Origin of the sequence: Thermomonas fusca (assembly GCF_005862345.1) — a bacterium.
GTDB classification, from domain to species: domain Bacteria; phylum Pseudomonadota; class Gammaproteobacteria; order Xanthomonadales; family Xanthomonadaceae; genus Thermomonas; species Thermomonas fusca.
Map to the genome: position 1 here is coordinate 266,106 of NZ_SROY01000002.1, position 12,519 is coordinate 278,624.

Annotated in this window: 11 protein-coding genes; 9 read left to right on the forward strand and 2 right to left on the reverse strand. The window is 70.0% G+C overall.

The features are described 5' to 3' along the window. Positions 1 to 42 precede the first annotated feature (42 nt). Genes otsB through otsA form a run of 3 tightly spaced genes read left to right on the forward strand, consistent with a single transcriptional unit; the run spans position 43 to position 3,967 of the window. On the forward strand, positions 43 to 801 hold the full coding sequence (otsB, locus tag E5S66_RS05470) for a trehalose-phosphatase (RefSeq protein WP_138348224.1): 759 nt from the start codon (positions 43 to 45) through the stop codon (positions 799 to 801). Further along, on the forward strand, positions 798 to 2,594 hold the full coding sequence (locus tag E5S66_RS05475; RefSeq protein ID WP_138348226.1) for a glycoside hydrolase family 15 protein: 1,797 nt from the start codon (positions 798 to 800) through the stop codon (positions 2,592 to 2,594). Before otsB ends, E5S66_RS05475 begins: the two co-directional genes overlap by 4 nt. Beyond that, positions 2,591 to 3,967: an alpha,alpha-trehalose-phosphate synthase (UDP-forming) gene (otsA, locus tag E5S66_RS05480; RefSeq protein WP_138348695.1), complete on the forward strand. Its 1,377-nt coding sequence runs from the start codon at positions 2,591 to 2,593 to the stop codon at positions 3,965 to 3,967. Before E5S66_RS05475 ends, otsA begins: the two co-directional genes overlap by 4 nt. A gap of 20 nt (positions 3,968 to 3,987) precedes the next feature. Here the strand turns inward: otsA and E5S66_RS05485 are convergent, their stop codons facing one another. Next, positions 3,988 to 4,791: an alpha/beta hydrolase family protein gene (locus tag E5S66_RS05485; protein ID WP_138348227.1), complete on the reverse strand. Its 804-nt coding sequence runs from the start codon at positions 4,789 to 4,791 to the stop codon at positions 3,988 to 3,990. A gap of 119 nt (positions 4,792 to 4,910) precedes the next feature. Further along, the gene (locus E5S66_RS05490) at positions 4,911 to 5,342 is read right to left on the reverse strand and encodes a CBS domain-containing protein (protein WP_138348229.1); all 432 of its coding nucleotides are present in this window, start codon (positions 5,340 to 5,342) and stop codon (positions 4,911 to 4,913) included. A gap of 322 nt (positions 5,343 to 5,664) precedes the next feature. Between E5S66_RS05490 and E5S66_RS05495 the strand changes: the two genes are divergently transcribed. The 6 genes from E5S66_RS05495 (at position 5,665) to E5S66_RS05515 (ending at position 12,518) form a co-directional block, all read left to right on the forward strand. After that, positions 5,665 to 6,267 (forward strand): hypothetical protein, encoded by a 603-nt coding sequence (locus E5S66_RS05495; RefSeq protein ID WP_138348231.1) that lies wholly within the window; start codon positions 5,665 to 5,667, stop codon positions 6,265 to 6,267. A 10-nt stretch (positions 6,268 to 6,277) separates the two neighbouring features. Beyond that, positions 6,278 to 8,797: a DNA ligase D gene (gene ligD, locus E5S66_RS05500; RefSeq protein WP_138348233.1), complete on the forward strand. Its 2,520-nt coding sequence runs from the start codon at positions 6,278 to 6,280 to the stop codon at positions 8,795 to 8,797. Between the two features lie 228 nt (positions 8,798 to 9,025). Then, complete coding sequence (locus E5S66_RS05505; RefSeq protein ID WP_138348235.1) at positions 9,026 to 9,394, forward strand: ANTAR domain-containing protein; 369 nt, start codon at positions 9,026 to 9,028, stop codon at positions 9,392 to 9,394. Positions 9,395 to 9,561: 167 nt separating this feature from the next. Beyond that, complete coding sequence (locus E5S66_RS05510) at positions 9,562 to 10,905, forward strand: sigma-54-dependent transcriptional regulator (protein ID WP_171033480.1); 1,344 nt, start codon at positions 9,562 to 9,564, stop codon at positions 10,903 to 10,905. 47 nt (positions 10,906 to 10,952) lie between these two features. Continuing rightward, positions 10,953 to 11,120: a hypothetical protein gene (locus E5S66_RS13555; protein WP_171033481.1), complete on the forward strand. Its 168-nt coding sequence runs from the start codon at positions 10,953 to 10,955 to the stop codon at positions 11,118 to 11,120. A 156-nt stretch (positions 11,121 to 11,276) separates the two neighbouring features. Then, positions 11,277 to 12,518, forward strand: coding sequence for a BON domain-containing protein (locus tag E5S66_RS05515; protein WP_138348239.1), 1,242 nt, complete (start codon positions 11,277 to 11,279; stop codon positions 12,516 to 12,518). The last annotated feature ends 1 nt before the right edge of the window (position 12,519 follow it).

Here is a 12,519-nt window from a genome sequence, read left to right on the forward strand (position 1 = left end):
GATCGCCGGCGGCGCCGCAGCATGTTCCCTTCCGGTACCCCCATGCCCGCTGCCGAGACCGACGCACCCTTGCCCGCACCACCGCCGCTGTCCGAGCATTGGGCACTGTTCCTCGACGTGGACGGTTGCCTGCTCGAATTCGAGGACGATCCCGACCTGGTCCGCGTGCCGCCGTCGCTGTCGACGCAGCTTGCGCTGATCGCGCAGCGGCTCGACGGCGCGCTGGCGCTGGTGAGCGGGCGTGGCATCGCCGGCATCGACCGGCTGTTCGCGCCGGCGCGGTTTCCGGCGGGCGGGCTGCACGGGGTGGAGCTGCGCGGCGCGGCCCTGCCGCAGGCGGAGCCCGCGGCTGCGGTCGAGCCGGCGGCCTGGGCCGCGGTGGTGGCCGATGCGCGTGCGTGGCTGGCCGCGCATCCGCGCGCGCGGGTGGAAGACAAGGGCCGCGCGCTGGCATTGCACTGGCGCGCCGAGCCGGAAGCGGAGCCGCGCGTGCGTGCTTTCGCCGCGCTGGCGCTGGCACGGCTGCCGGGCTACCGGCTGCAGCCGGGCGATTGCGTGCTGGAGCTGCGCCCGGACGGCGCCGACAAGGGCGCCGCGATCGCGGCGTTCCTGGCCCAGCCGCCGTTCGCCGGGCGGCGGCCGGTGTTTGCCGGCGACGATCTCACCGACGAGCACGGCTTCGCGCTGGTCAACCGGCGCGACGGCATCAGCATCGTGGTCGGCAACCGCCAGCCGACGCTGGCGACACACCGGCTGGCCGACCCGGCCGCCGTGCGGCGCTGGCTGCAGGAGGCGGCATGAACGAAGACACTCCAACGGCGCAGAGCCTCGACCTCGGCGTGGTCGGCAACGGCAGTTTCGCCGCGCTGATCGATGCGCAGGCGCGGGTGGTCTGGGGCTGCCTGCCGGCGTTCGACGGCGACCCTGCTTTTTGCGCGCTGCTGTCGCCGCGCCAACATCCGGGCGGCGACTTCGCCATCGAGCTGGAAGACTTCGAGCGGGCCGAGCAGCACTACATCGCCAATACCGCGGTGCTGCGCACGGTGCTGCACGACAGTCGCGGCGGCTCGGTGGAGATCATCGACTTCGCCCCGCGCTGGCACCAGAACGCGCGCTTCTACCGTCCGGTGTCGCTGGTGCGGCGGATCACCCCGCTGGCCGGCACGCCGCGCATCCGGGTGCGGGCGCGGCCGCTGGCGGACTGGGGCGCGCGCATCCCGGACAGCACCTGGGGCAGCAACCACCTCCGCTGGCTGCTGCCGCAGATGACCCTGCGGCTGACCACCGACGTGCCGGTGCGCTTCGTCCGCGAACAGCTTTCGTTCGTGCTCAACCACCGCCTGCACCTGGTGCTGGGGCCGGACGAACCGCTGGCGCGCTCGATCGACGGCTACGTCGAGGAAGCGCTGAACCGCACCCTGGATTACTGGCGCGAATGGGTGCGCTACCTGTCGATCCCGCTGGAATGGCAGGACGCGGTGATCCGCAGCGCCATCACCCTGAAGCTGTGCCAGTACGAGGACAGCGGCGCGATCATCGCGGCGATGACCACCTCGATCCCGGAGGCGCCGGGCTCGTCGCGCAACTGGGACTACCGCTATTGCTGGCTGCGCGATGCCGGCTTCGTGGTGCGCGTGCTCAACCGGCTGGGCGCGACCCGCAGCATGGAAGAATTCCTACGCTACATCTTCGACATCGCCACCCACGACGGCAGCCTGCAGCCGTTGTACGGGGTCGCCTTCGAAACCGCGCTGCACGAAGAGGAAATCGAATCGCTGGCCGGCTACCGCGGCGCCGGGCCGGTGCGGCGCGGCAACCTGGCCTGGCTGCAGAAGCAGCACGACGTGTACGGCAGCGTGGTGCTGGCGACCACCCAGCTGTTCTTCGACCAGCGCCTGGCCGATCCCGGCGACATCGCCACCTTCGCCCGGCTGGAGCCGCTGGGCGAGCGCGCGTTCGCCCTGCACGACGTGCCCGACGCGGGGCTGTGGGAATTCCGCGGTCGCGCCGAGGTGCATACCTATACCGCGGCGATGTGCTGGGCGGCCTGCGACCGGCTGGCGCGGGTCGCGGCAAGGCTGGGGCTGGCGGAACGCTCGGGCTACTGGCGCGAGCGCGCGGAAATCGTCCGCGCCAAGGTGCTGGAACGCGCCTGGCGCGACGACGTCGGCTGGTTCAGCGCCTCCTTCGACAGCACCTATCTGGACGCCTCGCTGCTGCTGCTGGCCGACATCGGCCTGGTGCCGGCCGACGACCCGCGCTACGTCGCCACGGTGGAAGCGATCGGGCGCGAACTCAAGCGCGGCGACGGGCTGTTCCGCTACGTCGCCGCCGATGACTTCGGGGTGCCGGAAACCAGCTTCACTATCTGCATGTTCTGGTACATCGATGCGCTGGCGGCGATCGGCCGCCACGACGAGGCGCGGCAGCTGTTCGAACGCGTGCTGGCGCGCCGCAACCACCTCGGCCTGCTGTCGGAGGACATGGCCTTCGAGGACGGCGAGGCCTGGGGCAATTTCCCGCAGGCGTATTCGCACGTGGGCCTGATCATGGCGGCGATGCGGCTGTCGCGGCCGTGGACGGACGCGCTGTGAGCCGGCTGGTGGTGGTCTCCAACCGGGTGGCGCTGCCCGGCGAGAGCGCAGCCGGCGGGCTGGCGGTGGGGCTGCAGGCGGCCTTGGCCGCGCGCGGCGGGCTGTGGTTCGGCTGGAGCGGCAAGAGCGTGCGCGAGGACAGCGGCGCGCTGCACGAGCAGACCGAGCGCGGCATCCGCTACGTCACCCTCGACTTGTCGCGGCAGGACGTGGCCGCCTACTACAACGGCTTCTCCAACCGCACGCTGTGGCCGCTGCTGCACTTCCGCCTGGACCTGGTGGACTACGCGCGCGAAACGCGCGTCGGCTACCGCCGCGTCAACGCGCTGTTCGCCGAGCGGCTGGCGCCGCTGCTGCGCGACGACGATACCGTTTGGATCCACGACTACCACCTGATCCCGCTGGCGGCGATGCTGCGCGAGCGCGGCATCCGCTGCCGGATCGGTTTCTTCCTGCACGTGCCGATGCCGTCGGCGGACATCGCCGCCTCGCTGCCGGACCACGCGCTGCTGTTCGGCGCGCTGTACGCGCACGACCTGGTCGGCTTCCAGACCCGGCGCGACGCCGAGCGCTTCCGCAGCTACGCGCGGCTGTTCGGCGGCGCCACCCTCGTCGGCGAGGATGGCCTGCGCCTGGCCGACGGACGCAGCGTGCGGGTCGGCGCGTTCCCGATCGGCATCGATGCGCGGCGGATCGCCAGCCAGGCCGCGGCGGCGGTGTCGAAGCCGGCGGTGCGCCAGCTGCAGGCGAGCATGGGCGGGCGCGAACTGGCCATCGGGGTGGACCGGCTGGATTATTCGAAGGGCCTGCCCGAGCGCTTCCGCGGCTTCGCGCGCTACCTCGAGCGTTATCCCGATGACCGCGGCCGCATGACCTTCCTGCAGATCGCGCCGGTCTCGCGCGGCGAGGTGCAGGAATACCGGCTGCTGCGCGACCAGCTGGAAGGCATCGCCGGCCACATCAACGGCACCCACGCCGACCCGGAGTGGACGCCGCTGCGCTATGTCAACCGCAACTTCGCCCACGCCACCCTGACCGGGTTCTACCGGCTGGCGGCGATCGGCGTGGTCACGCCGCTGCGCGACGGCATGAACCTGGTGGCGAAGGAATACGTGGCTTCGCAGGACCCGGAGAATCCGGGCGTGCTGCTGCTGTCGATGTTCGCCGGCGCCGCCGCCGAGCTGGAAGGCGCGCTGCTGGTGAATCCCTATGATCTGGATGGCGTGGCCGACGCGTTCGCGCGCGCCGCGGCGATGCCGCTGGCCGAGCGGCGCGAGCGCTGGCAATCGATGATGGAGCCGGTTGCGCGCCACGACATCCACGCCTGGTGCGAGGATTTCCTGGCCGCGTTGCGGGCCGTGCCGCGCAGCTGACCGCGAAACGCGCGCGGCGATCAAAGACCCTGGCCGGCGCGCCGCTGCTGCTTGTCGTCGCGGACCTTCCCGGCGGCGATCATGCTGCGCGCACCGATGATCATTTCGGTCATCCACGCCTCCAGCACTTCAGTGTACTGGCGCTGCGCGGGCTTGCTGCTGAAGCCGTGGTCGGCGCCCGGAATCAGCCGCCGGGTCAGCGAACGGGTCGAGTGGAAGGCGCGCGCGTAGTTGTCGATGACCGGCTGCGGCACGATCTCGTCGTGTTCGGCCTGCACCAGCAGGACATCGCCGGTGAAGGCGGCGCAGGCGCGCAGTGCGCGGTTGTCGTCGGCTTCCACCTCGCGGCGACGGTAGCGGAACAGTTCCGGGTCGTCGTGCAGGCGTGCCTTCGGCAGGTCCCAGTCGCGGTCCAGGTACAGCGCCGGCGAACGCAGCGCCAACCAGCGCACCGGCCGCAGTTCCGACAGCAGCGCCGCCAGGTAGCCGCCGTAGCTGACGCCGACCAGGGCGATGGCGCCGGCATCCACCTGCGGCTGGCCCGCCAGCCAGTCGTAGGTGGCGCAGAGGTCGTGCAGGTTCTGCGCGCGGGTGATGGTTTCCTTGCGCGCGGCGTAGGCGCGGTGGCCGCGCAGGTCGAAGGTCAGGCATACGCTGCCCAGGCCGGCGAGCTGCTTGGCGCGGCTGAGATCCTGCTCCTGGTTGCCGCCCCAGCCGTGCACGAACAGGATGCCGGGCAGCTCCGGCCGCGGCGCCAGCAAGGTGGCATCGACCGCATCGTCGGGTTCGACCGCGATGGAAAACCGGTTGAGGTGGATGTCCATCGCCGAATCCGTTCGCGCCCGCCGTCACTTCGCGCCCAGCGGGGCGTCGCCGGCGCGCGTGCGGCAGCCATCATGCTGGTGCTGCATCGACATTCCCCGGGCGGTTGTGGGCGCAGCCGTCAGTGCGGCAGGCCGGGCTTCGAGACCTCGCTGACCACTTCCGCGGTCGCGCTGTCCTTGCCGGCCAGCGCCAGGTCGGCGATCGACACGATGCCGGACAGGCGGCCGTCGTCGTCCACGATCGGCACACGGCGGATCTTTTCCGATTCCATCAGCTTGGTGCATTCCTGCAGGCTGGTATTGGTGTTCACCGTCTTGCACGGCGCGCTCATCGCGTCGCCGGCGATGCTGGAGGCTTCGAAATGGCCGGTGGCGACGATCCGCACGGCGACGTCGCGGTCGGTCACGAAGCCCAGCGGCTTGCCTTCCATGTCCACTACCGGGATGCCGCCGCAGTCGTTGTCGATCATCAGCCGCGCCACCGCGTGCAACGGCGTGTCGATACGACAGAAGGCGGGGTTGCTGGTCATGATGGAACTCACGTTCTGCATGGGCGTACTCCTGCTGGGGGGGGCGTCACAGGATTGCGCGCCGCGGGTTGCAGTGGCGTGAACGTTGCAGCCCTTGTCGCGGCTTGTTCAGCGGGTCTTTCGCCGGCGCTTGCCGGGTGCGAAAACGTTGCGCGCGGAAGCAGCGGATGCACGCTTCCCTCACGGCGCACGACGGCCGGTAGCGTCGCGGACGCTGGCACGGGAGTTGCGGCAGTTGACCGGCGGCGGCCCGCATCGGATCAGCCCGTCGCAGCCGCATTGACCACGCCTGCACACCGGCAGGCCTACAACCACTCTTCCCCCAAACCGCAGGAGAACCACCATGGCCAAGCAGGCAGAGAGCCGTCAGATCCACGAACTGTTGTTGCAGGCGCTGGAGACCGAGCGCGGCGGCATCCAGATCTATACCGCCGCCATCGAGGCCGCGCAGAACAAGGATCTGCGCAAGGAGTGGAAGCACTACCTGGAGCAGACCACCAACCACGAGCGCATCCTCACCGACGTGTTCGCCCAGCTGGGCATGGACACCGAGGAGATGAGCCCTGGTCGCGAAGTGGTGGCCGGGCTGGGCGCGGCGCTGGTGGATTCGATCAACGCCGCGATCGCGGCCGGCGACCCGGCCGCGGCCGAGATCGTCGCCGCCGAATGCGTGGTGCTGGCCGAAACCAAGGACCATCTGAACTGGGAGCTGATCGGCAAGGTCGGGGAGACCCGCGCCAGTGGCGCGAAGCTGCTGAAGCAGGCCTACGAGGAAGTGGAGAACCAGGAGGACGAGCACCTCTACCACACCAAGGGCTGGTGCCGTGAGCTGTGGATCCAGGCGCTGGGCATGCCGGCCGTGCTGCCGCCGCCGGAGGAAGTGAAGAAGGTGCAGACCGCCATCGGCGCGGCGCGCGCGGAGCACGCGCGCGACCGGATGATGTGATGCCGCGGGCGTGAGCCTCGTCGAATACCGGCGCAAGCGCGAGTTCTCGAAGACGCGGGAACCCGCGACCGGCCGGTCCGCTGGGACAAAGCGCGCCATCTTCGTGGTGCAGCTGCACCATGCCTCGCGCCGGCATTACGATTTTCGCCTGCAGGTGGGCGGGGTGCTCAAGAGTTGGGCAGTGCCGAAAGGGCCCAGCTTCGACCCGGCGGTGAAGCGGATGGCGGTGGAAGTGGAGGACCATCCGCTGACCTATGCCGGCTTCGAGGGCGACATCCCCAAGGGCCAGTACGGCGGCGGCCACGTCGCCCGGTTCGACGCCGGCTACTGGTCCACCGACGGCGACGCCCAGGCGCAGCTGGCCAAGGGCCATCTGCGCTTCGAGCTGTTCGGCGACAAGCTCAAGGGCGGCTGGCATCTGGTCCGCTCCAGCAAGCCCGGCCGGCAGGTGCAGTGGCTGCTGTTCAAGGACAAGGACGGCTACGCGGGCACGCTGGAAGCGGACGACCTGCTGGGCGACGTGACCGCGGCGCCGGCCGCCGACATCAAGCGCGCCGGTGCCGGCAAGCCGGCCAAGGTGCAGCGGACCACGCCGCCGGGAGCGGCCAAACGGCGCCGCAAGCGCGATTGGTCGAAGCGCGCGCTGCAACTGTCCGGCGCGAAGCCATTGCGTTTTCACGGCGGCTACTTCGCGCCGCAGCTGGCCCGGCTGGGCGATGCGCCGCCGGCCGGCGACGATTGGCTGCACGAGCTGAAATGGGACGGCTACCGCCTGCTGGTGGCGGTGGCCGATGGCAAGGCGCGGCTGTATTCCCGCAACGCGCTGGACTGGTCGCCGAAGCTGCCGGAGATCGTGGCCGCCATCGAGGCGCTGAAGCTCGGCGACGCCGCGCTGGATGGCGAACTGATTGCCGGCAGCGGCACCAAGGCGGACTTCAACCTGCTGCAGGCCACCCTGTCCGGCGAGAAGAACGCCGGCCTGTCGCTGGTGCTGTTCGACCTGTTGCACGTGGACGGCGTGGACGTGTCCGGCGCGCCGCTGGTCGAGCGCAAGGCGCTGCTGGAGGCAGTGCTGGACGCGCCGCCGCCGCACCTGGCCTACAGCTCGCACGTGCTGGGCGAGGGCGAGCGCGCCTGGCGGCTGGCCTGCGAACAGGGCTTCGAAGGTATCGTGTCGAAGCGTGCGGACCGCGCCCACCACCCCGGACGTTCGCCGGAATGGCGCAAGACCAAGCACGTGCTTGCCGACGAATTCGCGGTGGTCGGCTACAGCGCGCCGAAGGGCAGCCGCGTCGGCATCGGTGCGCTGCTGCTGGCCACGCCGGAAGGGCGCGGCTGGCGCTACGTCGGCCGGCTGGGCAGCGGCTTCAGCGACGCGCTGCTGCTGCAGCTGGCAAAGCAACTGGGCGAGGGCCAGCGCGAACCGACCGCGCGGGTGGAGGTGGCCGATCCCGAACTGCGCCGTGCGCGCTGGGTCGCGCCGCAGCTGGTGGTGGAGGCCAATTATCGCGGTATCGGCGGCAACGGCCTGCTGCGGCAGGCCTCGCTGAAGGCGATGCGTGCCGACAAGACCGCCGCCGACCTGCGCGACCGCGACCGCGCGCCGGCTTCCACGGCGAAGACCGAGGGCAAGACCATGGCCAGCAAGAAGGCGACGGAAGAGGTGATCGTCGTCACCCATCCGCAGCGGGTGGTGTTTCCCGACGACGGCATCCGCAAGCAGCAGGTGTTCGATTACTACCGCAGCATGCTGCCGTGGCTGCTGCCGGAAATCGCCGGCCGCCCGCTCTCGATCGTGCGTTGCCCGCAAGGCGCGGCGCGGCCGTGCTTTTTCCAGAAGCACGGCGGCGCCGGCATGCAGCAGGTGGACAGCCTGCGCCTGCGCGAGGAGTCCGGCGCGGAAGAGGACTACCTGGTGGTGCGCGATGCCGCCGGCCTGCTGGAGCTGGTGCAGTTCAACGCGCTGGAGTTCCACCCCTGGGGCGCTCAGGCCGCCGATCCCGAGCGCGCCGACCGGCTGGTGCTCGACCTCGATCCCGGCCCGGACGTGGCGTGGAAGGAGGTCGTCGCGGCGGCGCGCACGCTGCGCAAGCGGCTGCAGGAACTGGGCCTGGCCAGCTGGCTGCGCACCTCCGGCGGCAAGGGCCTGCACGTGGTGGTGCCGCTGCGGCCGGCCTGCGCATGGCCGCAGGCGAAGGCGTTCGCGCACGGTTTCGCCGAGGCGCTGGCGGCTTCCGAGCCGCTGAAGTTCGTCGCCACCGCGTCCAAGCAGGTGCGCAAGGGCCGGATCTTCGTGGACTACCTGCGCAACAGCCGCGGCGCCACCAGCGTGGCCTCGTTCTCTCTGCGCGCGCGCACCGGCGCGCCGGTGGCGATGCCGATCCGCTGGGAAGAGTTGGGGCGGCTGAAGGGCCCGGCGCAGTTCACCCTGCGCAACGCGGCGGCGCGGATGCGGCGGCTGCGCGCGCATCCGTGGGCCGGCATCGACGATATGCAGCAGGACCTGTCGCGGATCGTCGATCCTGGCTGAGGCGCCGCTGCCGGCCATGCAGGCCGCGCGCCCGCCATCATTCACGCCCTCGGCAGGCGGCGACGCGGCGCGCGCAGCGGTTGCACGGTAGCGCGCAGAAACCGGAACGCTGAACAAGCTGCAACGGCGGGAAAAATCTGCGCTGAATGGGGTGCGCGCGCGCGAACCCTGTCGGCATCGATGGTGGGATGATGGCCGGCCAGGGGAAACCGGCAGGATGGAGCGCACATGCGTGATCTTCTTGGACTGCGCGTACTCGTGGTGGAACCCGACAGGACGCTGGCCTTCGTGCTGGCGGATGCTCTGACCCTGGCCGGCGCTCGCGTCGTGGCGATGTGCTCGAACCTGAGCGAAGCCGCGCGTGCGCGCGGACGCGAAACGCCGCAGGCGCTGGTGGTGGGCACGCGCTCGACCGGGAGCCCGGAAGCTGCCGCGCGCGATGCGCAAAGCTGGGGGCTGCCTTTCCTGCTGACCTGCGACCGGCCGGTGTCGGTGGGCGACGCGCGCAATGCGCGCTGCCTGACCAAGCCGTTCTGCTACCACGACCTGGTGGAAGGCCTGATCGACTGCGCGTTCGCCCACGACGCGCCACGGTAGCGGGCGAACGCCGGATTGCGGCATGGCATCGCCACGCCGAAACGTGCTGGCTGCGGCGCGCGGTAGCGCATTCGTGGACGGCGTGATCGGCATCGATTCAGCTGCGTGAGTGAAACCGGGCAGGCGTTTAACCACCTCGCGAGAGAATCACCGCCATGGTCGATGCAATGGCGAGAATCCTGATCGTCGATGACGATCCCGACTTCGGGGAATGCGCGGCGGCCTTCGCCGCACAGCAGGGATGCGAGGTGATCCTGGCGCCGACGCTGGCGCAGGCGAGGGAAGCCCTGGCGCAGCGGATGGATCTCATCCTGCTGGATCTGCACCTGCCCGACGGCAGCGGGCTTGACCTGCTGCAGGACATCGACCTTGCCCAGCAGGGCAGGATCGTGGTGCTCACCGGGCATCCCTGCCTGGACAGCGCGCGCCGCGCGGTGTCCGAGCCGATCGTCGAATACCTGCTCAAGCCGCTGCCGGCGGAGCGGCTGATTGCGATGTTCGCGCACGCCGCCGAGAACGCGCACAACATCGCTTCCGACCAGCAGCTGATGCGGACCGGCTTGCTGGGGCGTTCGCGCCCGCTGCGCGAAGTGGTGGCAACCCTGCTGCGGATCGCGCCGACCGATGCATCGGTGCTGCTGACCGGAGAAAGCGGCACCGGCAAGGAGCTGGCCGCGAAAACCCTGCACGAGGCCAGCGGCAACCGCGGCGCATTCGTCGCCCTGAATTGCGGCGCGGTGCCGGCCGAACTGCTGGCCAGCCAGCTGTTTGGCCACGAGCGCGGCAGCTTCACCGGTGCGATGAACCGCCACATCGGCGTGTTCGAGCAGGCCGAGCACGGCACCCTGTTTCTCGACGAAATCGCGGAGATGCCGCCGCAGCTGCAGGTGTACCTGCTGCGCGTGCTGGAAACCGGCTGCATCACCCGCGTTGGCGGCAGCGACGACATCCGCGTCCCGGTGCGGGTGGTGGCCGCGACCAACCGCGACCCGCTGGAAGCCGTAGCCGAGGGCCGGTTGCGCGAAGACCTGTACTACCGGCTGGCCGACATCGCCATCCACATGCCGCCGCTGCGCGATCGCGACGACGACGTGCTGCTGCTGGCGCGTGCGTTCATCGATCGGCTGAACGCGCGCTATGGCCAGCGCAAGCGGCTGGCGCCCGGCTGCGAGCGGACGCTGCTGCGGCACCTGTGGCCGGGCAACGTGCGCGAACTGCGCAGCGCGGTGCAGCGCGCCTACCTGCTCGAGCCCGGCAACCAGGTGATGGTGGGGCCGGCGTCCGCGCAACAGGCGGTGCTGCGCGAAACCGATACCAGCATCGTGTTCAGCGTCGGCACCACCATGGCCGACATGGAGCGCCGCATGCTGCTGAAGACGCTCTCGCACTTCGACAACGACAAGACCGCGGCGGCGCGCGCGCTGGGCATCAGCGTGCGCACTGTGCACAACCACCTCGCGCGGATCGCCGCCGAGGAAGGCCGGCCCGGGTGCGACCAAACGATGGCATAGCCGGCCTTTCCGCCGCAGCACGGCGCGAACACGCGCTGCGCAATGCCTTGAGCGTGCTGGAACTGTCGCTGTCCATCGCCCGCGATGCGCTGGAGCATGACGATGCCGCGCGCGCTGTGGAATTCATCGCCCGTGCGGAGCAGGCCAGCCGGCAGTGCCGGCAGCTGTTCGCAGTAAAGCCCGCGCTTGGCGACGGCCATTGCACGCCGGCCTGACACAACTGCATCGCGCGGAAGGAATTGCCCGCGCAGGTTTTCGATCGAAGTCCTGAAAGCCGCGGCCGCACTCGGTTCCGCAGCTGGCACGGCGCTTGCGTAGGTATTGATGCGGGCCGTCGTGGCCCGCGCCATCGCAAACACAAGGAGGACACCGTGCGCAATTCGATCCCCAGCGGACATTCGACCACCACCGGCACCGGCGAACTGAAGGCGGTTGCCAAGGAGGCGTGGGACGTGGGAGCGCACGCCTTGCACGCGGCGGGCAATTGGCTCGACAACATGAGGGCAATCAGAATGAAAGACCGCAACCAGGACAACCACGGACAGGATCGCGCGCGTGCGCAGGCCGGCTATCGCAACGGCATGACCGGCAACGGCAATCGCCTTGGCGGGCGCCAGGAATACGGGCAACAGAGCCAGGGATATGGCGAGTCGGCGTCCTCGGACATGCGCGGCGAATTCGGGCAGCGGCATGCGCCGTGGCGTGAACAGGGTCTGGGCAGTGGCGACTATCCATACGACCAGCACGGCAATCGCGCCGAGGCCCGCCACGGCGGCTACGGCATGGACGAGGCCGAACGCACCTACGGCCGCGAGCAGGAGCGCGGCAGCGGCTTCGGCAGCAGCCAGCAGTACGACGACATGCGCGGCGGCTCGGGTGGCTCCGCCTATCAGGGCTCCGGCTATGGCCAGGAGTACGCGCAGCAGGGTTACGCGCAGCAGGGTTATGGTCAGCAGCAGGGCCGCGGCTACTCCCAGCAAAGTTATGGCCAGGAGCAGGGTCGCGGTTATGCGCAGCAGGGTTATGGCCAGGGCCGCTATCCGCAGCAGGGCTTCAGTCAGGAGCAGGGCCGCAGCTACGCGCAGCAGGGCTACGGCCAGGGCAGCTATCCGCAGCAGGGCAGCTACGGCTCGCAACAGGGCCATGTGTATGGCCGGGAATACGGCGAACAGGGCGGGATGCGTTCGGGTTCCAGCTACTGGGGCCAGCAGTCCGGCCAGAGCCGCAGCTTCGAGAGCCGGCGCGGCCTGGGGCCGAGCAGCTACACCCGCAGCGACGAGCGCATCCGCGAGGATCTGAACGAACGCCTGATGGACGATGACTTCGTCGATGCCCGCAACATCACGGTGGAAGTGCAGAACGGCACCGTGAACCTGAATGGCAGTGTCGATGAGCGCTGGGAAAAGCATCGCGCCGAAGACCTGGCCGATGGCTGCAGCGGAGTGCGCGAAGTGCGCAACAACATCCGCATCGCGTCCGGTGCGTCGGCATCGACGTCAGCATCCAGCTCGTCGTCGCAGTCGGACCTGCGCGCGGCATCGAACACGACCACCGGCAACAAGAACGGCAGCAGCACCAAGTCGTCGGGCGGCGGGTCGGGCTCGCTTTCGTGAG